Source organism: Microbulbifer mixtoriginis (SeqCode) (assembly GCF_052467945.1).
On sequence record NZ_CP174328.1, the window covers coordinates 1,666,415 to 1,686,650 of the forward strand.

Annotated in this window: 17 protein-coding genes; 10 read left to right on the forward strand and 7 right to left on the reverse strand. The window is 49.4% G+C overall.

Translation table 11 applies throughout. The features are described 5' to 3' along the window. Positions 1-660: 660 nt before the first annotated feature. The 6 genes from arsJ to ACJJIJ_RS07455 all read right to left on the reverse strand — a co-directional run bounded on the left by arsJ (position 661) and on the right by ACJJIJ_RS07455 (position 7,010). The gene (gene arsJ, locus ACJJIJ_RS07430; protein WP_444939122.1) at positions 661-1,908 is read right to left on the reverse strand and encodes an organoarsenical effux MFS transporter ArsJ; all 1,248 of its coding nucleotides are present in this window, start codon (positions 1,906-1,908) and stop codon (positions 661-663) included. Between the two features lie 94 nt (positions 1,909-2,002). Beyond that, positions 2,003-2,998, reverse strand: coding sequence for an ArsJ-associated glyceraldehyde-3-phosphate dehydrogenase (locus tag ACJJIJ_RS07435; protein WP_444939123.1), 996 nt, complete (start codon positions 2,996-2,998; stop codon positions 2,003-2,005). Positions 2,999-3,106: 108 nt separating this feature from the next. Further along, entirely contained in the window at positions 3,107-3,451 is a 345-nt protein-coding gene (locus tag ACJJIJ_RS07440) for a metalloregulator ArsR/SmtB family transcription factor (RefSeq protein ID WP_252085865.1), read from the reverse strand. A 19-nt stretch (positions 3,452-3,470) separates the two neighbouring features. Continuing rightward, positions 3,471-3,890, reverse strand: a complete 420-nt coding sequence (locus ACJJIJ_RS07445; protein WP_444939124.1) for an arsenate reductase ArsC — start codon at positions 3,888-3,890, stop codon at positions 3,471-3,473. A 111-nt stretch (positions 3,891-4,001) separates the two neighbouring features. After that, on the reverse strand, positions 4,002-4,817 hold the full coding sequence (gene xthA, locus ACJJIJ_RS07450; protein ID WP_252085867.1) for an exodeoxyribonuclease III: 816 nt from the start codon (positions 4,815-4,817) through the stop codon (positions 4,002-4,004). Between the two features lie 93 nt (positions 4,818-4,910). Then, positions 4,911-7,010, reverse strand: coding sequence for a carboxy terminal-processing peptidase (locus ACJJIJ_RS07455; RefSeq protein WP_444939125.1), 2,100 nt, complete (start codon positions 7,008-7,010; stop codon positions 4,911-4,913). 815 nt (positions 7,011-7,825) lie between these two features. Between ACJJIJ_RS07455 and ACJJIJ_RS07460 the strand changes: the two genes are divergently transcribed. Continuing rightward, positions 7,826-8,485 carry a tRNA-dependent cyclodipeptide synthase gene (locus tag ACJJIJ_RS07460; protein WP_444904709.1) on the forward strand — a complete coding sequence of 220 codons (660 nt, stop codon included), beginning with the start codon at positions 7,826-7,828 and terminating at the stop codon, positions 8,483-8,485. Positions 8,486-8,658: 173 nt separating this feature from the next. Here the strand turns inward: ACJJIJ_RS07460 and ACJJIJ_RS07465 are convergent, their stop codons facing one another. Then, entirely contained in the window at positions 8,659-9,201 is a 543-nt protein-coding gene (locus ACJJIJ_RS07465) for a lipocalin family protein (protein ID WP_444939126.1), read from the reverse strand. A 616-nt stretch (positions 9,202-9,817) separates the two neighbouring features. Between ACJJIJ_RS07465 and ACJJIJ_RS07470 the strand changes: the two genes are divergently transcribed. The 9 genes from ACJJIJ_RS07470 to ACJJIJ_RS07510 all read left to right on the forward strand — a co-directional run bounded on the left by ACJJIJ_RS07470 (position 9,818) and on the right by ACJJIJ_RS07510 (position 20,236). Beyond that, complete coding sequence (locus tag ACJJIJ_RS07470; protein ID WP_444939127.1) at positions 9,818-11,074, forward strand: FAD-dependent oxidoreductase; 1,257 nt, start codon at positions 9,818-9,820, stop codon at positions 11,072-11,074. 274 nt (positions 11,075-11,348) lie between these two features. Continuing rightward, positions 11,349-12,518, forward strand: coding sequence for a Gfo/Idh/MocA family protein (locus ACJJIJ_RS07475; protein WP_444939128.1), 1,170 nt, complete (start codon positions 11,349-11,351; stop codon positions 12,516-12,518). 222 nt (positions 12,519-12,740) lie between these two features. Beyond that, entirely contained in the window at positions 12,741-13,802 is a 1,062-nt protein-coding gene (locus tag ACJJIJ_RS07480; protein WP_444939129.1) for a sugar phosphate isomerase/epimerase family protein, read from the forward strand. Positions 13,803-13,858: 56 nt separating this feature from the next. Continuing rightward, positions 13,859-15,181, forward strand: a complete 1,323-nt coding sequence (locus ACJJIJ_RS07485; protein WP_444939130.1) for an MFS transporter — start codon at positions 13,859-13,861, stop codon at positions 15,179-15,181. A 56-nt stretch (positions 15,182-15,237) separates the two neighbouring features. Beyond that, complete coding sequence (locus ACJJIJ_RS07490) at positions 15,238-16,248, forward strand: LacI family DNA-binding transcriptional regulator (protein WP_444939131.1); 1,011 nt, start codon at positions 15,238-15,240, stop codon at positions 16,246-16,248. 78 nt (positions 16,249-16,326) lie between these two features. Beyond that, complete coding sequence (locus ACJJIJ_RS07495; RefSeq protein WP_444886144.1) at positions 16,327-17,040, forward strand: 3-keto-disaccharide hydrolase; 714 nt, start codon at positions 16,327-16,329, stop codon at positions 17,038-17,040. A 4-nt stretch (positions 17,041-17,044) separates the two neighbouring features. Further along, entirely contained in the window at positions 17,045-17,263 is a 219-nt protein-coding gene (tatA, locus tag ACJJIJ_RS07500) for a twin-arginine translocase TatA/TatE family subunit (protein WP_152453619.1), read from the forward strand. Beyond that, positions 17,260-18,192 carry a sugar phosphate isomerase/epimerase family protein gene (locus tag ACJJIJ_RS07505; RefSeq protein WP_444939132.1) on the forward strand — a complete coding sequence of 311 codons (933 nt, stop codon included), beginning with the start codon at positions 17,260-17,262 and terminating at the stop codon, positions 18,190-18,192. The genes tatA and ACJJIJ_RS07505 overlap by 4 nt, the downstream gene beginning before the upstream one ends. 247 nt (positions 18,193-18,439) lie before the next feature. Beyond that, entirely contained in the window at positions 18,440-20,236 is a 1,797-nt protein-coding gene (locus tag ACJJIJ_RS07510) for a GMC oxidoreductase (RefSeq protein WP_444939133.1), read from the forward strand.

The window sequence follows — 20,236 nt, forward strand, 5'->3', positions numbered from 1 at the left end:
ATGTATTTTTGAAAATCAGTTGTGCCTGCATTAGGGTTTTATTTATGACTCTAGTGAGGAAATTACTTTACCTAATCGCATCCTCAAAGATCTAAAAGGCTTTATTGGCGATTAAGTCCAGTATCTGAAAAGTTGCAGGGGGCTGATAACCTTGGTCTTTCATACCTATGTAAGCGCTATTGAGCTAAAAAGTTCTCCGCACCTGACAGAGTTTTGAGACTAGTATTGGCGCCAGATTTCCGTGCCGTTCCCGCAATTGATGTTTATATAAATTTTGGAGATCCTTCTAAGGAAACCTGAATGTTTATTGTACTGAGTAATTTGCATATATAACCCCGCCAAGATTTTACCCAGGTGGATTGGCAGAATTTGATGCCAATTTGGCATAGAAGTTTGGCGCTCGGTTTTCTAATCTTCTGCCCATAACAATGTACCCATCCATAGAGATGGCCTGATAGTTTGGAGTCTGGGTAATAACCGGTATGGTCGTTTACTGCGGGTCCTAAGTGGTAGCTTATGTGTAGTCGTTTATCTTGGATATTGTGGTCCGGAACTCTCTTGTTGTTGGTTGGCTGTGATCCCCCCGGGGAATTCCACCCCATAGCGAGGGTGGAACCATTGGTCATACTTCCAATTGAAAGCCTCTAATCAGCTATCTGATTAAGTTACTGCATTGATCATCGGGTTGTCTTCTTCGTTGTGTTTTGGCAATGCAAGCGAAATGAAGGTTGCCAAAAACAGCAAGCACGTGGATACCAACAGGCAAGCTTGCAAACCGGCAATCTGGAAAATCCAGCCCGACAACAGAGTTCCGGTAAGGCGGCCCAGAGCATTAGCCATGTAGTAAAACCCCACATCCATAGAAACGCCATCTTCTCTGGCATAAGCGACGATCAAGTAGCTGTGCACAGAAGAGTTCACTGCAAATAACACAGCGAATACCATGAGGCCCAACAAAATGCTGAGTTGAGGGTGGAAGCCGATATAGAGTGAGAAGGCAATCAGCGCAGGTATCAAAGTTAATGCGCAGCCCCACAATAGGGCGGTTCGCCCATCAGGCAGTGCCGAAGAAAAACTTCCAGTGATCCTTGGGGCAAAGGCTTGTGCTGCGCCATAACCGATGATCCAGCAGGCTAGGAATGCACCGACTTGCCAGTGGCCCCAGTCGAATTGGCTCGCCAGGAAAACGGGCAGGGCGATTACAAACCAAACATCACGAGATGCAAATAGGAACAGTCTTGCTGCCGCAAGGATATTCACCGGGCGACTCTTAGAAAATACATCTTGAAAGCGGGCTTTCACCTTTGCTTTACCCAAGTCTTTTCGTAAAAATTTCTTACTCAATAGCAATACTGTGGCGAGAGCGACTGCCATTGCGAATATAGCCCCACGAAATTCCAGTAGTGCCAATAGGCCTCCCCCCATAAAGAACCCAATGCCTTTCAGGGCATTCTTGGAGCCAGTCAGTAGGGCGATCCAGCGATAAAGAGTTCCTAGGGTATTGTTGTCAGGTAGCAAAAGCTTGATTGAGCTTTTCGCGCTCATCTTGTTTAGGTCTTTGGCTATGCCAGATATTCCCTGAGCGGCCATAACCAAAGGCACACTGAGATAGCTGGAAGGGACTAATAACATAGCTAAAGCGCAAATCTGAAATGCCAGACCAATATTCATGGTGCGATTAAGGCCTAGCCGGGCACCAAGCCATCCGCCCACCAAATTGGTGACCACTCCAAAAAACTCATAGAAAAGAAACAGTAGGGCTATTTCGAGAGGGGTGTACCCCAGGGTATGGAAATGCAGAAGCACCAGCATGCGTAGTGCACCATCGGTTAGAGTAAAAGACCAATAGTTACCAGTCACCAATAAATATTGGCGTACCGAGGGCGAAAGGGTGGAGAAAAACTGCATGGGTTTGGGCTCTAACTACTAGGGGCTCCTGGCCTGAAGATCAGGCCAGCCCCGTATTTATCAGTTTTTTATTGGTGGGATCTAGGACATTGGCTTATCCAATCAGGCGAGCCAGCTCTGCAGTACGGTTGGCATAGCCCCACTCGTTGTCATACCAGGTATAAATTTTCACTTGAGTGCCATTGACCACCATGGTGGACAGTGCATCAACAATGCTGGAACGTGGGTCGGTTTTGTAATCCACAGATACCAGAGGACGTTCCTCATAACCGAGAATATTTTTCAGCTCGCCCTCTGCTGCGGCTTTCAGTAGGCTATTAACTTCATCCACAGTTGTTTCCCGTTCTACTTCGAAAACACAATCCGTCAGGGAGGCATTGGCTAGCGGGACTCGTACGGCATGGCCGTTCAGCTTGCCAGTCAACTCTGGGAAGATGGCGGTGATTGCTGTGGCTGAGCCGGTAGTAGTGGGTATCAGACTGGCTCCACAGGCCCTTGCGCGGCGCAGATCTGCATGGGGCGCATCAAGGATTGTCTGGGTATTAGTGATATCGTGGATAGTAGTGATAGAGCCATGCTTGATGCCCAGTTTTTCATGTATCACTTTTACCACCGGGGCCAAACAGTTAGTGGTGCAGGAGGCTGCAGTAACAATTTGATGCTTGGCTGGATCATAAATATGCTGATTCACCCCCAAAACAATATTTGGTACCCCGTCTTCTTTTACGGGAGCCGAAACCAGCACACGCTTTACCCCCTGCTTTAAATAGCCCTCCAATTGCGCGCTAGTCTTCATTTTCCCAGAGGCTTCAATAACCAGGTCGCAAGCACTCCAGTCTGTGTCGGCAATGGCGAGATTATGGCTACAACTTATTTCCTGGCCAGCAACCGTAATTGTGTTGTCCTTACCTTCTGCATAATGCTGCCAACGCCCGTGTACCGAATCAAAATTCAGTAAATGAGCAAGGGTGGAAGCATCTCCAGCGGGGTCATTGATTTGCACAAACTCCAATTCTGGCCAGTCCCAGGCTGCGCGCAGCACAAGCCGACCGATACGACCAAATCCATTGATTCCGACTTTGATAGCCATGTTGTAACTCCTGAGTAATCTGAATATATGAAAAATCGCATATATCCAGGTAAATTTTTTCAGCGACTTAGTGATATTACTTGCCAGCAAAATACCTACTGCCGTGACTTAGCAGCATAGGCTAGCTCTTTGGGGCCTATCTCCCATTAGGATCAAGTTGCGAAGATCTTCGGCAATAAAGTGCTGATTTGCCTGCAAAGTGTCTTGAAGGATCGATTTGGCCCAGCTGCCCAGTTCAGGGTTGATACGGTAAAAGATCCACTGTCCCTGGCGGCGGTCCCGCAATAAATCAGCGCCGCGGAGTAGGGCTAAGTGCCGAGATATTTTGGGTTGGCTCAAACCCATAGCAGCAGTGAGCTCGCACACGCAAAGTTCTCCCTCGTGGGCGATCAGTAGAAGCGTACGCAGGCGGGTATCGTCTGCCAGGCACTTGTAGAACTGAACTGGGTTCAAGGCTTACCCCAAATCTTGTTTATGCCGCTTTCACGGCCTTGTTATACACCAGTACAAAAAGTTTGATGCGGGTACTCAGTTCCAACACCGTTGTGTAAAAAGGTTTGAAGCAATGCCGACTGGCAGGGTCTTCAAAATTCCATGAGATCAATTTTCCGTGCCCAGCGGCAGGCACATATTCATTGTGGCTTTTATCACATAAGGTAATGACTAAATCAAAATCCCGGTCAGCTACCTCTTGTAAACTCTTGGAATAGAGCCCTTTGATCGGGATACCAAAACGTTGGAGAGCCTTGATGGCACGAACGTCCACCGGGGAGGGGTCTGTCCCTGCACTTGAAACCTCGAAGAACTCTCCCCCATAGTTACGCAGTAAAGCCTCAGCTATTAATGAACGAGCCGAATTCCCCGAGCAGACAAACAAAATCTGCCTCTTCATAAATTGCTCCCGAACGGTAAACCGTCCGACTTAGTCCGCATTATATATGGAAAAACGAATATTCAAAGGACCAAAAAAACCGGGAGCAGATCCCGGTTATTCACTAAATGCTTAGAGCTTGAACTCTGCCCAGACCGGCGCATGGTCTGAGGGGCGCTCCATAGCGCGGATATCATAATCTACCCCTGTGGCCACACAATGTTCCATCAGAGGGCTTGTAGCCATAATCAAGTCGATCCGCAGCCCACGCTTGGGCTCGCGGTCAAAACCCTTACTGCGATAGTCAAACCAGCTAAATACATCATCTGTATCAGGATTCATCGCACGGAAAGTATCCGCCAAGCCCCAGGCCTCAATTTTCTGCAGCCATTCGCGCTCTTCTGGAAGGAAGCTGCACTTGCCGTCGCGCAGCCAGCGCTTGCGATTGGGCTCGCCGATACCGATATCTTGATCACTCGGAGAGATGTTCATGTCGCCAATAACCAGCACCGGGGCTTCGGGGTCGCAGGTGGTTTGTAGATAGGTATCGAGGTCAGCGTAGTACTTTTGCTTTGCCGGGAATTTTACTGGGTGTTCACGATTCTCGCCCTGGGGAAAGTAGCCGTTGATGACGGTGAGAGGTTTACTGCCGCCAATATCGAACTTTCCCATGACCATACGGCGCTGGGCGTTATCGTCGTCGGTAGGAAAGCCATATTCGCGATCGATAAATGGTAGGCGTGAGAGCAGGGCAACACCGTAGTGTGTTTTTTGGCCAAAATAGATTAGCTCGTAACCCAGGTCGCGAATGGCATCTACAGGAAAGTCTTCATCGGTAACCTTGGTTTCCTGAAGACCAATGATATCGGGTTGATGGCTATCTACCAGAGCCTGCATTTGGTGCAGGCGAGTGCGAATACTGTTGACGTTAAAGGAAACGACTTTCATTTCTTCCCCCAAATGAAAAAGGTCGGGCAAGCCCGACCTAATTGTTTACTGTGCGCATGGGTGCGCTTGGCACACCCAAAGGGCATCACATCTTTAGAAATTGGCGACTTGCGGCGGTGCCTTGCTGGCTTTGTCAGCCAGTCCAATAAAGTCCGCCATTATATAGCCCGCTTCGTTCAAGATTGGATCTTTTTCCAATTTGATTTCCACAGGGCCACCAATGGTTGCCACTTCTTCAGACTCACTCTCTTCATAAGCCTCGAAACTCTTGTAGGGTTCAAGCCCTTTTGCTTCGCGACGTCGGTTCTCCATGGAGAGCAGGCGCTGGTTTACGTTTTCACGTTCTTGCTCTCGCATTACCTCATTAAGGGAGAGATGCTTTCTGTCGGCGCGTTCGCTTTCAAACTTGAATTGATCGCGCAGGAATATGAAGTCCGGATCTGATGCTGTGCGCTTATTGTGCTTAGTGAGCAGATTAGGAATCAGAGTCTTCAGATTAAAGTACTTGGCGTGTGGTACGGCGTGGATACGGTCCCAGGGCAGGGCGGTATCGTAAGCGCTTTCACCAACACTCTCCGCATCAATAAGTTGCGGCATGGGGATATCGGGTTTCACGCCCGCGTGCTGGGTGCTATCACCGGATACGCGGTAGAACTTGGACTGGGTAATTTTTAACTGGCCTTCTTTCAGGGGCGCCATGGTTTGCACGGTGCCTTTACCAAAAGATTGATTGCCAACAACCAAGCCGCGGTTGTAGTCCTGGATGGCGCCGGCGAAGATCTCGGAAGCTGATGCCGAGAGGCGGTTAATCAATACCATCAGCGGGCCGCGATACATTGCGCGAGAGCGGGAGCGGTTGTGCCGTGAAATCTGCTCATTAGCGTGGCGGATTTGGACTACTGGACCCTGATCGATAAACAGGTCGGTCAACATGGTGGCTTCCTGTAGGGAGCCGCCGCCATTGTTGCGTAGATCCAGAATGATACCGTCTACCTTTTCCTCTTTCAGTTCGCTGAGCAATCTAGCCACATCGCGGGTAGTACTCTTGTAATTGGGGTCGCGGCGACGGTAGGCGTCAAAGTCTATATAGAAGGTCGGCAAGTTGATTACACCGATCTTGTAGCTTTTCTTACCATCTGAAAATTCGAATACGGCCTTCTTGGCAGCCTGATCTTCAAGCTTCACTTTACTGCGCTTGATCAGGATGGTCTTGTGGGTGCCGTCGCCGCCGGTGGGAATAGTTTCCAGGCGCACGAAGGTGCCGGCCTTACCGCGGATTAGATCCACCACGTCATCCAGCCGCCAGCCGACGACATCGACCATTTCACCATCTTTATCTTGGCCAACACCTACGATCTTATCGTTGGGCTTGATCTTACCAGTGCGGTCAGCAGGGCCACCGGCTACCAGGCGGGCAACTTTGGTGTATTCCTCATCCCCCTGCAGCACGGCACCGATGCCCTCGAGGGACAGTGACATGCTCATGTTGAAATTTTCCAGGGAGCGTGGGGACAGATAGTTACTGTGGGGATCATAAAGGCGAGTTAACGAGTTCATATAGAGCTCGAATACGTCATTGCTGTTTTGCTGCTCAAGGCGTTTCTTTTGACCTTTATAGCGGCGCTCCAGCAAGTCGCGAATATCCTCATCCTCTTTACCTGTGAGCCTCAGGTTTAAGACGCTGCTCTTTAGGCGCTTACGCCAAAGGTCATCGGCATCACTGATGGAGGTAGGCCACTGGCTCTCCTCACGGTCGAGTTCGAGGGATTCATCGCGATCAAAATCGAAAGGGGGTAAGCCTTTTTCGAGCTGGGATAGGATACTGTCCAACCGATCGCCCATACGCAGGCGGAAACGGTTATAAATCTCAAAGCCCGCTTTGACATTGCCAGCGCGCAGCTGGTCATCCAGCTTGGTTTGCCATTCGCGGAACTCATTGATGTCTGAGGCGAGGAAGTAGCTTTTGGTGGGGTCTAGAGCATCGATGTACTCGTCCCAAAGGTCTTCCGACATTTCGTCTCCGACCTTGATTTTGTTGTAGTGCAGCATTTCTAGCTTGCCGACAATCTCCCTGGCAGTACTGCCCTGGTCCTTTTCAGGTGCCAGAGGCTCGGTCTCTGCCAGAGCGGTTGTGGAAAGCAGGCCAATGACCAAGAAGCCGGAAAATAGAGCGGCGATCCGATTGGTAAGCATAGGGAGTCTCTTTATACGTCCTACTTCATAGGCGACCAGCCTTTATGGCTTAGCGACCTATAGCTTAGGACAAGTATAAAGGCTGAAAGCTCCGAAGGGCATGAAATACCTCCAATCAGAGATGGATCTTTTCCACATTAGGCACATTTAGCAAAATAGAGTTTCCTACTATCCATTATTTAGGGCATTTGGTCTCAAATGGAGGCGGTTGGCACGGCTCGGTTTTGATGATTTTTACGTCTGAAGAGCATTTTTGACCAGCTAGTCGAGCATGGAGTGATTGAGTGCCGGGAAAATGGATACCGCTAAAAAGAAAAGGAATTGAGTTGATACACCCGCTGTTTTAAGAGCCCCCTAACAGTTCCGGGATGTCTTTAGCGTTCTGAGTGGTTCGGGTGAAAGTACGGCTTCGCAAGGATATCTAGCCCTCAGAATGAAATCGCAACACAGAGTGAACTGCTCTAAAAGACTTACAGGAAGGGCCCCTAAGGCCGAATTTTCTTTTACGGCGAGCTGTGCCAAGCAGCGGCAATCCTCAAGTCCCGCAGAGTCATTCTGAATTAGTTCAGAGGCCTTTTAAATGCGTACTGCTTCAACGTGGCTTAACGGTCACGCCCGAGGGCTCAATTAATGGGATTGGTTACCGATTATTTATATCTAAGACATATGTATTGATATTGAAGGTAAGCATCCAGGCGAGAGTTAATTGCGGTTCAGGTCAACCTTTTCTGCTTAATACTGCTCATTATTCCCGGTAAAAATGTTGCACTGAATCGATCTACTGGCTCCCTAGTGCTGTTCCATGGAGTTGTAGGATGAAGGTTGAATTTGCAACGTCGCGTTCACAAGAAATCTATGAGATGGCTGACCTAGCGGTAATAGGTGTAAGTCCTTTCAACAGCTACTTTTCCGAGGGGCAGATTGCTCGGCTTGCAAAGTGGGCGCAAAGTCACTTTAAGCGAGTCATGTTTTTCATTCCCGATAATGCTGCTGAATATACACAGATCGCACTTGGCTATGAGGAAGAGAAGGCGAGAAAAAGAGCTCGACGACAGTGCCACTATCTGCATAACAAGGTCTATCGCGCTTCGGGCTCGTGTGCTGTAGACAGTGAATTGGTTGACTCCGAGTGGTTGAAACAATCTGAGCTCTATTCTCGCTGGCTCTATCAGTTTGAGCAGGAGTTTCACTTGAATGATGGTTTCCGCGAGGGTTGCTTGGAGGCTAGTAGATGGGTGCTGGAGCACCATCTTGCAGAAGAAGAAGTTACTGTCGAGATGGTTTCAATAGCAGTGAGATATCTTTTGGCGGAGTTGCCGGTGATTTTGCATTCTGCAGATATCGTGGGTACAGATTCCTCATGTTTCTGCTATCACAGCTGTCCCAGATATTTAGATGACCTTTTTCACGAGAGTGGCCAAGAGGCTGCGGGAGAGAGAAATGGTTATGTGATTGTGAGAAATGACGGTGAGTAATAGTAGACGCTATGGCCTGCGAATGTGGTGTGAAAGGACACAGTTAAGCTAGAAAATACATTAATAAATAGATTTAACTAATTGATATATATGTATTTTTTAAAACTTAATGTAAATTCTAACTTTCAGAGGGCGAGTGAAGCAAAAGCTCCGCTCGCCTTTGGTTCATTGGGTTAATTTGGTAGCTGCTTGGTCATTATGATGTGGTCGATATTGTAACCGTGCTTAGTGACAGCTAATTCAAGCAGCTCATCTACAATGGCCTCATCCAGTTGTGGAGTTCGACTTAGAAGATAAAGGCTGCTGCGATCGGGGTCGCCCACGAGGGACCATTGATATGCTGTGTCTAGCTCTAGAACCCAGTAGTTACCATTGGTTTTCCCATCGAAGAATGAAACCGCAAGTTTGCTATTCGTATCATCTAGAGGGGTAGCGGTACCTTGCACGCTGATGGGAAAACCGTACTTCGGGTGTAGGATTCGGCAAAAGTTGAAAACACTGAGTGTGCCATCATCGTTGAGACCATAGTCTGCCGTGACTGCTGTACAAGCAGGCTGGAAGATCTGTGGCAATCGGGCTATTTCATACCACTTGCCAACGTACTGATAGACGTCCACGTAGGGAACCGTCTCAAGCTCAGACTCATTATCAGCCCAGGAGAGATGCGCTCCAAAAGCCAATAGAAGAACCCCCAAACCTTTTGCCAAACCCTTCATATTCACATTTCCTTGTCATTGGATTGAATCACTTTCCACCGTACCAATTGTGCGATGGCAAACTCTTTACGGAAGGCAAGCTGGAACGGATTAATCAATTGTTCGTTTGGGGCAAAGCTTCACAATAACTTCAAGAATGGCCAGCACTGCCCGCTGAATTTAGGCCAATCGATTGACAAAAAAGGCAATCTTGACTAACTGCCTATTCACTAGCGCAGTAGCAAGGGAGCAACAGTGAGTAAAACGCCATCACTATCGGCCGTAGTTACATTGACATGGGCGGTTAGCTGGAGAGCAATCCTTCTTAACCTTCCAATTTACATGCCGTTTTCCGTTCTACATAAACTGGGCTATGAGTTTCCAATCTGGTTTTGGTACCTTCTTTGTATCGTGGGTGGGTTTTTGTCTTATGTTCTTGCATTTTGGTGGCTCTTCTCGCGAGGTTACGGCGCCCCAAATCTCCGGAAATTGAAAATAGTTGAATAAAAAAACAGCAACAAGCAAGTATCAAACGGTATAGATTGAGGTCGCTCTTCCGGCATCGTCGCAAATTCATTGTGGCAACTAGGGCTGATAACTACTCCAATCATGCTAAACCAAGTAAGAAGGCCATCCTATGTCACAGGAAATTCCCGTTGATGTACTGATCCTAGGAGGTGGTATTCAGGGGGTAACCCTGATGAGAGAGCTGATACCAGAGTACTCGGTGGTACTGGTCGACGATGAGTTCGGTGACGCCGAGTCTCTACATTTCCACGGTTATTTCTCTTCCGGCTGGAATGCGGCTAACCCCCAAGCTGCTGAAATTTACCGATGTGCCGCGCAGCGCTGGCACAAAGAACTTGCAACTAGCGGCGTGAATAGTCGCATAACAGATTTCCATGCAGCACTGACTCCGGACTTTCTAAACACTGTTGAAGATAACTGGGCCACAGCGGCTATTCCCTTTGAGGAAGTTGAGTTGCCCGAGATCTTTGATCCGGATAATTTGCCATCAAATCGCAGGTTCAGATTTCCTGATGATCTTATTTTTGATGGAGCTGCAGCCTATCGCAGTGTCAGCGAACCTTTGAGGAAGCAAATCTATCGTGGGAGGTTGGCCTCGTTTCAGCTTGGGGGGGCAGGGATTGAGCAAGTAACTCTGGATATGGATGGTCGCTCGTGTGAGTTAAAACCAGAGCTGGTGATTTCTGCCTGTGGCGCGGGGAATGCTGAAGTAATTCGGCACTTGGGTGTGGCAGAGGAGCAGATACAAAATGCCCAGTTAGTAAGACCTCTGCATATGCTCTTGGCCCGTGGCCCCAATATCCCGCCAGTTTCAGCTTTGTTGATCGACTTGGTAGTGATGTACCACCCGCTGGAGGGTGGGGAAGGGCTCTGGATTCTTACGCTTAACCCAGAAGTTCCCAAGTTCAAGGCGGGTGTTGTCGATATGTGTATCCCGCCAGAAATAGAGAATGATCTACTTTGTGCATCTTTTGAGCGCCTTTCCAACGCGATGGTGGCTTTTGAGGCTTGGGCGCAGGGCTGTCAGTGGTCGGTATATGCAGGCTGGAAAACAGATGCACCGGGACCAGATGGTGATCTATTAGTGCACTTGGATTATCCAACTCCATACCAACTGGATGATTATGGCGTGAAAAATTTTCTCGCGGTATGGCCAAACCATTGGGGATTGGCTGCTAATGTCGCCGATGATGCTGGAAACTGGGTGCGTACCAAGTTCAAAAGCTGTCACCCCCAGCCGGACGCTAATAGTGGATTATCTCCAGGTTCGGGGGTTGGCCATCCCATAGAAAATAAGTGGCAGAGCGACAAACTCAATTGGCTGTGCTGGGAAGATTTCGCTCGAGAAGTAGGTTATCACCGTTAACTTTAACCTCTTCGGGTTAATCAATTTGATTGGTTTCTGTTCGCTGTGGATATAAATACATCGCTCTGAGAGGCAAAATAAACGTCATGCAATGAAACCGTTGCTTGCAACGGTGAGTTTTTTCTGTATCTTAAAACAAAATGTAACCGGTTACATTTTGCTGCAAGGTTCCGTGAAAGAAGAAATGGACCAATAGCGAGGCAAGATACTTGGCCGGATAGAGATTCAAAATAATAAGAACCTGGTTGCCAGAGGCAGCTATACGGGAAGTGGTATGGGAAAAAAAATAAGAATGGGCATGGTCGGTGGTGGAGAGGGTGCCTTTATTGGTGCTATCCATCGTATGGCAGCTTCCCTCGACGGTGAGATAGCGCTGGTGGCGGGATGTTTTAGCAGTAATCCCGAGCGTGGCCGTAGCAGTGGAGAGAAGTTGGGCCTCAACCCAGAGCGCGTTTACCAGAGTTATGAGCAGATGTTCCTGGAGGAATCCCAGCGTCCTGTTGATGAGCGCATAGAGTTTGTCTCTGTAGTAACTCCCAATGATTTACATCTCCCAGTTTCTATTGCCGCACTGCGAGCGGGGTTTCATGTTCTTTCTGATAAGCCAGCCGCTTCCACACTTGAGGAAACCCTTACGCTCAAAAACGAAGTCGTACGGAGCGGCCATCTCTATGGTTTGACTCATACCTATGCGGCTTATCCACTTGCGACACAGGCCAGGGCAATCTTAGCCAGGGGAGAGTTAGGGAAAGTCCGCCGAGTGACTGTTGCCTATCCACAAGGCTGGCTGGCATTGGCTGGTGACTCCAGCGGAAGTAAACAAGCCAGTTGGCGGACAGATCCCACACGCTCGGGAGAGAGCGGCTGTTTTGCCGACATTGGTACCCATGCTCACCACTTGGTCGAATTCTTTACCGGTCAGCGTATCTCTGAGGTCTGTGCGGACTTGCAATCAGTAGTCGACCAAAGGGCTCTGGATGATGATGGTGCGGCGCTATTTAAATTAGATCAGGGTGCGCGCGGCACCCTGACAGCCAGCCAAGTCTGTGGTGGGGAAGGGAATAACCTGAATATCAGCGTTTATTGCGAACATGGCTCGCTGTTCTGGGAGCAGGAATCTCCCAATCAATTGCAGTTAAAACGTAGGGGGCAGCCAGTGGCCCTTTTGAAGGCTGGTGCAGACTGTGAATACCTGGATGACGAGGTCCGAGCTCTTTGTCGAACCCCGCAGGGGCATCCTGAAGGTTATATAGAAGCCTTTGCGAATATTTACCGCGACTTTGCTGCCCAGGTTCGATGCCGCGGGCAAGAACAACCCATTAAAGAAAGTTCTGTCGTGGGGGATATTGATGCGGGTGTCCGTGCTATGGCATTTGTGCACGGTGCATTGGAAAGCAGTCGTGCGAGTTCTTCTTGGGTGGCGCTGTCGCCATATTGGGAATAAGCAGCTAAATCGTATTGATTCATTTTCAAACAAGTTAGGAACCTCTGGCAGGGTGGAAGTCCGGCAGTTAGTACGGCACAGGGAGGTGTCGATGTCGGCCCAGTGCCAGTCCACTTTTGAAAAGGCAGCACTGTGTTTTTTCAAAAGGAGCAAACGGATCACCCAGGAAGGATTGATTGCTTGCAGAGGTAAATAAGTACAGCAGTAAAAGGATAAGAATAAATGAAGGCACCCAGAATTCAGGGGCCCGGAATATTTCTCGCCCAGTTCCTCCCTCCGAGCGATCAACCAGCTTCGCTGGAGTCCATGGCCCGCTGGGCATCGGATCTAGGTTATAAAGGCATTCAGGTTCCCACTTGGGACAAGCGTATCTTTGATCTGAAATTAGCCAGCAGTAGCCAGGCTTACTGTGATGATGTTTTGGGAATCTGTGAGAAGGCGGGAGTAGAAATCTCAGAACTGTCCACGCATTTGCAGGGCCAGCTGGTTGCAGCGCATCCAGCATATAAAGAAATGCTGGATATTTTTTCCCCAGAGGAAGTGCGAGGCAACTTGCCAGCCCGCGCTGAGTGGGCGAGCAATCAACTGATATTGGCTGCTCGTGCCAGTGCCAATCTAAAGCTTAAGTCGCACGCAACATTTTCTGGCGCACTACTTTGGCATACTTTTTATCCTTGGCCCCAACGCCCCGCAATGTTGGTGGAAGAGGGCTTTCGCGAACTGGGCCGGCTGTGGCGCCCTATATTGGATGCGTTTGACAGTGCTGGAGTTGATGTCTGTTATGAGCTTCACCCCGGTGAAGATCTGCACGACGGGTTGACCTTTGAACGTTTTCTCTACGAAGTGGAGGACCACCCAAGAGCGAATATCCTCTATGACCCCAGCCACCTGCTTTTGCAGCAGATGGACTACCTGGCTTTTATTGATATCTATCACGAGCGAATCAAGGCGTTTCACGTGAAAGATGCTGAATTCCATCCGAGTGGTAGGGCCGGAGTTTATGGCGGTTATGCCTCTTGGATTGATAGACCTGGCCGCTTCCGTTCCTTAGGCGATGGTCAAGTGGACTTCCGCGGGATTTTCAGCCGCTTAACCCAATACGGTTACGACCGCTGGGCGGTACTCGAATGGGAGTGTTGTATTAAGGATCAACAACAGGGGGCCAGTGAGGGGGCACCATTTATTCGCGATCACCTGATTACCGTGGCAGGCAAGGCTTTTGATGATTTTGCTGGTGCAGAAACAGATCGCGCGCGAAATCGTCGGATTTTAGGATTGGATTAAATTTTTCCAAACCAAGTGAATAACCAATAACAATAAATCATGCGGAGACTGGATAGATGAGTACACAGACAAAATCCCTGCATAAGAATGTCTTTCTTGTGGGGAACCTCTCGATTTTTATGATTGGCCTCGGATTTGCTGTGAGGGCTTCAATCGCCGGTGATCTCCAAAGCGACATTTACGATCATATTGATCTTGCCAACTCTACCGCCATGCTTGGTGAAGCCCTGGGTTTCACTTTCACAGGTTTTGCTCTCACCTTGTTATTTGGAAGCGCACTTGTGGACTTGGTCGGTATCAAGCGAATGCTGATGCTCTCATCTATAGGCTATGTATTGGGCAGTTTGCTTATTATTGCTGCGTCTTTTGTGGCTCCAGGGGAGGGGGTGGAGAACCTGGTACTAGCCGGCCTGTTACTGACAGGCTTGGGCTGGGGTGCCGTGGAGGCAGCCAGTAATCCTATGGTTGCTGCAGTCGACCCAGAAAATAAAACGCAACGTTTAAACGTACTACATGCCTGGTGGCCTGCGGGCATTGTGGTTGGAGGATTACTGGGGTTGTCAATCTCTGCCCTCGAGCTTCCCTGGCAGTTGAACCTTGTCGTGTTGGCACTGCCGGCTGTTGTTATGGCTTGGCTTGTGGCTAAAACAGATTTCCCAGTTACTGAACGGGTTTCTTCAGGTATCAGTTATGGCGAAATGTTTAAAGAGGTATTCAAGCAGCCGATGTTTATCCTGCTGTGGGTGTGTATGTGGCTGACCGCCGCAACCGAGCTGGCCCCTGGGCAGTGGGTAGACCTGACCCTGTCACGCGTTGTTGGCATGAAGGGTATTCTTATTCTTGTTTATGTCAGCATGTTGATGTTTGTGATGCGCCACTTTGCCGGACGGCTGGCAAAGAAACTGTCTCCTATTGGACTTCTATGGTTAAGCAGTCTCCTTGCCGCAATTGGGCTCTATTGCCTGGGTATGGCTAGGACGCCAGTAACTGCATTTTTGGCAGCGACTGTCTGGGGCATTGGTGTTTGTTATATGTGGCCCACTATGCTGGCCACAGTCTCCGAGCGTTTTGTGCGCGGTGGGGCATTGTTTCTGGGATTGCTGGGTTTTGCCGGTGGTATGTCTATCCAATTTGTTCTGCCAAAGCTTGGCGCTATTTTTGACAATGCCAAGATTGAGGCAGCGGGGGGCTTGGAAGCCTTTGAAAAGCTGAGTGGAGATGAGTTGGACGCGGTATTAGCCACCGCTTCTGTTGAGTCATTCCAGTCATTGGCAGTAGTTCCACTTATCCTCCTCCCCATTTTTGCCTTTATTTGGCTGTGGGATCGAAGGCAAGCAGCCAGCAAATCAGAAGCAGCCGTTTCAGTGGGGAATCCATAGATGGTATCCATCTGTGCGAAAATAACCCGCTTCTAACAGGTAATTAGCAGGAAATTATGTCAAACATTCGCGAAGTTGCACGCCGCTCCGGCGTATCGGTCGCGACCGTATCCAGAGCATTGAAAGATCCGCAGATGGTCTCTCCGCGAACCAGAGAGCGGGTGCTAAAGGCTGTAGAGGAGGCGGGCTACCGGCCGAACCTCCTTGCGCGGAACTTCAGTTCGGGCAAGTCATACGCAGTGATGGTTTTGGTTCCCAATATAGCTAATCCATTTTTTTCCCGGGTCATCCGCGGGATTGAGAAAGCTGCACAGGATCAAGGCTATTCGGTGCTGCTGGGGGACACAAAAGGGGATTCCAGCAATGAGCAATTTTATGCAGGTATGGCGCTAACCAATCAAGCGGATGGTGTTATCCAGCTTGGTAGTCGCTATCCGTTTGCAGAGAAGGACGCAAACCTGGCTGCATCTGTTCCTTTGGTGAATGCCTGTGAGCGCATAGTAGAAGATGATCGTTATCCAGTGGTGGAGTTGGATAACCATGGCGCGGCCCAGGAAGTTGCGCGGCACTTGATGAAGATGGGACACCGTCGCATCGGGGTTATTACCGGGCCCTCGCAGAGCCCTATAGTGCGAGACAGGCTGTCCGGATTTTCCGAGGCGCTAAAAAAACGTGGGTTAGAACTTGACCCTGAAATGGTCGTTCATGGGGAATTCACGATGACCTCTGGGCAGAAAGGCGCAGAGACTTTGCTATCGACCCATCATCGGCCGACTGCCATTTTTTGTATGAACGATGAGATGGCAATTGGTGCTGTGCACCAAGTAAAGAGAATGGGCCTCAGGGTGCCGGAAGATGTGTCTGTTACAGGGTTCGATAATATTGAATTCTCACAATTCACAGATCCGCCTTTGACTACGATCAACCAGCCCGCAGAGGAGTTAGGCCGTTACGCAATGGAAACGCTGCGATTGATCATCGATGGCAAGCCATTGAAATCCAGCCGGACTATTTTGCCATTTGAGCTGGTGGAACGGGAGAGCACAGGCCCCTGTTCGGACAAGTAAGAGCCGCAGATTCCCATGGACTGTTGCCCGAAAAAGAGCGGCATTGATTAGATAACAGCGTTAGGCGTGGAGATAATAATGATGAAAAACCTTACTAAAGCCAGATCCAAACTATCCGTAGCGATTGCAGCAGCAGTGATGCTGGGTGCTGCAGGTTGCGAGCGGGTGCCCGTGTCGAGTACCCAACAAGTGGACGGAGAGTGGCGTTACCTGTTTGATGGAGAAACGTTACAGGGCTGGACTGGCACAAATGGCTCGCAAATTGGAGAGGCCTGGCAGGTTGTTAATGGCAATCTGGTCTTAACTGCTGGAGGTGCTGGGGACCTGGTAACAGCTGAACAATTCGAGGATTTTGAATTGCAGCTGGAGTGGAAAATTTCTGAGGGTGGCAACAGTGGCATTATTTATCGTGTCGCTGATGGAGATGCGCCAGTTTGGATGAGTGGCATGGAATACCAGGTGTTGGACAATGCTGCGTTTCCCAATCTGGAAAAGCCAAGCCACAGCGCCGGCTCAGTGTTTGATATGTATGCGCCCAGTGAAGAGAGTGTCAAACCTGCGGGGCAGTTTAACCAAACTCGTATACGCGTAGAAAACGGAAAGGTCGAACATTGGTTGAACGGCAACAAGATTGTTAGCTACGAGCTTTGGTCAGAGGATTGGGGCAAGCGTTTGGCGGGCAGCAAGTTTTCGAATTATCCAGATTTCGCACGCTCTGAAAGCGGCTATATCGCTTTGCAGGATCATGGTGACAAAGTCTGGTATCGCAATATAAAAATCCGGGAGCTATAAGCTCATGGGTATTTCAGGAATCAGTCTCTGGCAAATCCTGATAGTACTGGTGCTTGCAGTTTTACTGTTTGGCAGCGGCAAGATTCGTCGTATGGGAGAAGACCTGGGGGGAGCAATCAGTGGCTTTCGCCGCTCTTTAAAGGATAACGGAGAAGAAGGCTTCTCTGCTGAATCTCCCTCAAAATCTGCTGCTGAGGTTTCCCAAATAGGAGGGCGGCAATGACTATCAATAGAAGGCGGTTTTTGGCAAATAGTGCAAGGCTGGCAGCTTTGGGGCTTGCTGCCCCCCTTATTGGGTTTAGTCGTCTTAGCCACAGCGCGGCAAGTGAACGCTTTTTTAAAATCTCTTTAGCCCAGTGGTCCCTGCATCGGCAACTGCGAAGTGGAGCTCTCAAGGTTCTGGACTTTCCAGTAAAGACACGCAAAGTCTTTGGCATTGAAGCGGTTGAGTATGTCAATCAGTTCTTTAAGGATCAGGCAAAGGACTTGAAGTTTCTCGCTGCAATGAAGGCTAGAGCAGAAGACCATAATGTTCGCAGTCTGTTGATTATGATTGATGGCGAAGGTGACCTAGGCGACTCCGATAAAGGCAAGAGAAAGCAGGCCATAGAGAACCATTACAAATGGGTCGAAGCGGCTAAGTACCTCAATTGTCACTCTGTGCGTGTCAATGCCGCAGGGCAGGGGAGTCGCGAAGAAGTGGGTAAGGCTGCGGTTGAGGGGCTGCGCGCGCTTTCGGAATTCGCCCAGGATTTCAATATTAACGTGATTGTTGAGAACCATGGTGGCTATTCATCGAACGGGGAGTGGTTGTCACAGGTCCTTCAGCGTGTAGATATGTCCAACTGTGGCAGCTTGCCGGATTTTGGAAACTTCGGAGATTACGATCGCTATTTGGGGGTTCAGCAACTGATGCCGTTCGCCCAGGGTATTAGTGCCAAAAGCTTTGAGTTCGATTCAGCGGGAATTGAAATCAATACGGATTTTGCTCGGATGTTACGGATCATTCGCGATGCGGGTTATCGAGGCTATATCGGCATTGAGTTTGAAGGGCCGGGAGATGAGGACCATGGAATCCTGGCAACTAAGCAGCTGCTTGAGCAGCTTGGCAGGAAGTTGGAGCTGCCTGCGCAACTAAATGAAAAAAATTGATAAAATTTAGTTTCGCATGTAACCGGTTACATATTTTTAATTTCTCCAGACGTAAAAATATGTACTTTAATATTTGTTTTCTTTAAGAAGTCAGACTCCAACGCTAAAAATTTTAAATTTAGACTTTATTGGCGCTGAAAAAAGTAAAAAAATTTTCCAAAAATGTAACCGGTTACAGAAAAATATTTCCAGCTGATAGAATTTAGCCGGTCAGAAGAAAAATAAATGATCATGTAGGAGAGATGTTATGGCGAGTGAAGATATCGAGAATAAAGAGTACGACGCCTTAATAGTCGGCTCTGGTGCTGGGGGCGGCATGGCTGCCTATGTGCTGGCCACAGCCGGTTTAAAGGTACTGCTGCTTGAAGCGGGGCGATCCTACGACCCGGTCAAAGAAACCCCTATGTTTAACTTGCCCAAAGACGCACCCCTGCGCGGTGGTAGTACGCCAGAAAAACCGTTCGGTTTTTACGATGCGACAGTGGATGGTGGCTGGCAGGTACCCGGCGAGCCCTATACCCAGGGATCTCAAGAGAAAGGTCGACGTTTTGACTGGTGGCGAGCGCGTATGCTGGGTGGCCGCACGAACCATTGGGGGCGTATTTCCCTGCGTATGGGTGAATACGACTTTAAGCCCTACTCAAGGGATGGGCTCGGCTTTGACTGGCCCATCAGCTACCAAGACCTGGCACCCTACTACGATAAAACCGAGATGCTTATTGGTGTCTACGGCACCAATGAGGGGTTGGAAAATACTCCGGACTCTTCCGACGGCGTATTATTGCCGCCCCCTAACCCCCGTGCTTATGAACTGCTAGCGAAAAAAGCTTGTGATAAGCTGGGTATCCCCGTGATCCCCTCACACTTGGCGATTCTCAGTGAGCGCCTCGACCATGAAAATATTCCGCAGAAGCTGTTCCCCGATAACAAGCTTGCCCAGGATGTAACCCGGGAATCGATGAAATCCCGCGCTGCCTGTTTTTGGGCCACACCCTGTGGTCGCGGTTGTTCCATCAAGGCAAATTTCCAGTCCACCACAGTACTACTGCCTCCTGCGTTGGCTACAGGCAACCTAGACATCATCACTGACGCGATGGTGCGCGAAGTTACCGTTGATAAGAAAGGCAAAGCCAACGGGGTTGTTTACATTGATAAAGATACCCGTCAGGAAAAGTTTGCCAGTGCCCGCGCCGTTGTCGTCGCGGCCAGTGCCGCCGAGACATCGCGTATTCTTCTCAATTCAAAAAGTACCTTATTTCCAGACGGTCTCGCCAACGGCAGTGGTGTTGTAGGTAAATACCTGATGGATACTGTGGGTGCCGGAGTCGGTGGCCAAATTCCAGCCCTGGAAAATATGCCCGCCCATAACGAAGACGGCGCGTCGGCAATGCATATGTATATGCCCTGGTGGCTGTATAAAGAGCAGTTGCGCGGAGACCTGAATTTTGCACGCGGTTATCACATTGAATTCGGTGGTGGTCGCAGTATGCCTGGAGCCGGTGCCTTCGGTGGCATGGGTGACTTTACCGAAGGTGCCTATGGTAAAGATTTGAAAAAGGCCTGCCGGCGCTATTACGGCTCCTTTGTTTGGTTCGATGGTCGTGGGGAAATGATCCCTAATGAAGATAGTTACTGTGAAATTGACAAGGACCAAGTTGACCAGTGGGGTATCCCGGTTCTGAAATTCCACTGGAAGTGGAGCGACCAGGAGCTCAATCAGGCTGCCCACATGCACAAAACCTTCGCCGAAATTATCGAGGGTATGGGCGGCAATGTGACCACAACGGTACAGACCGATGGTGCCAAGGCCATTATCAACGGTGGTGCGATTATTCATGAAGTTGGCACCGCGCGAATGGGTTCCAACCCGAAAGACTCTGTGCTCAACCCTTACTGCCAGTCTTGGGAGGTCCCGAACCTCTTTTTAACCGACGGCGCTCCCTTTGTTTCCAATGCCGATAAAAACCCAACCCTGACCATTATGGCGCTGGCTTGGCGTACCTGTGACTACATCGTGGAACAGTTTAAAAAGAGGAACATTTGA

Bases quoted from the DNA above. Each gene is read 5' to 3' on its own strand.
- arsJ (WP_444939122.1), bottom strand. From the start codon at position 1,908: ATGCAGTTTTTCTCCACCCTTTCGCCCTCGGTACGCCAATATTTATTG.
- ACJJIJ_RS07435 (WP_444939123.1), bottom strand. From the start codon at position 2,998: ATGGCTATCAAAGTCGGAATCAATGGATTTGGTCGTATCGGTCGGCTT.
- ACJJIJ_RS07445 (WP_444939124.1), bottom strand. From the start codon at position 3,890: ATGAAGAGGCAGATTTTGTTTGTCTGCTCGGGGAATTCGGCTCGTTCA.
- xthA (WP_252085867.1), bottom strand. From the start codon at position 4,817: ATGAAAGTCGTTTCCTTTAACGTCAACAGTATTCGCACTCGCCTGCAC.
- ACJJIJ_RS07455 (WP_444939125.1), bottom strand. From the start codon at position 7,010: ATGCTTACCAATCGGATCGCCGCTCTATTTTCCGGCTTCTTGGTCATT.
- ACJJIJ_RS07460 (WP_444904709.1), top strand. From the start codon at position 7,826: ATGAAGGTTGAATTTGCAACGTCGCGTTCACAAGAAATCTATGAGATG.
- ACJJIJ_RS07465 (WP_444939126.1), bottom strand. From the start codon at position 9,201: ATGAAGGGTTTGGCAAAAGGTTTGGGGGTTCTTCTATTGGCTTTTGGA.
- ACJJIJ_RS07470 (WP_444939127.1), top strand. From the start codon at position 9,818: ATGTCACAGGAAATTCCCGTTGATGTACTGATCCTAGGAGGTGGTATT.
- ACJJIJ_RS07475 (WP_444939128.1), top strand. From the start codon at position 11,349: ATGGGAAAAAAAATAAGAATGGGCATGGTCGGTGGTGGAGAGGGTGCC.
- ACJJIJ_RS07480 (WP_444939129.1), top strand. From the start codon at position 12,741: ATGAAGGCACCCAGAATTCAGGGGCCCGGAATATTTCTCGCCCAGTTC.
- ACJJIJ_RS07485 (WP_444939130.1), top strand. From the start codon at position 13,859: ATGAGTACACAGACAAAATCCCTGCATAAGAATGTCTTTCTTGTGGGG.
- ACJJIJ_RS07490 (WP_444939131.1), top strand. From the start codon at position 15,238: ATGTCAAACATTCGCGAAGTTGCACGCCGCTCCGGCGTATCGGTCGCG.
- ACJJIJ_RS07495 (WP_444886144.1), top strand. From the start codon at position 16,327: ATGATGAAAAACCTTACTAAAGCCAGATCCAAACTATCCGTAGCGATT.
- tatA (WP_152453619.1), top strand. From the start codon at position 17,045: ATGGGTATTTCAGGAATCAGTCTCTGGCAAATCCTGATAGTACTGGTG.
- ACJJIJ_RS07505 (WP_444939132.1), top strand. From the start codon at position 17,260: ATGACTATCAATAGAAGGCGGTTTTTGGCAAATAGTGCAAGGCTGGCA.
- ACJJIJ_RS07510 (WP_444939133.1), top strand. From the start codon at position 18,440: ATGGCGAGTGAAGATATCGAGAATAAAGAGTACGACGCCTTAATAGTC.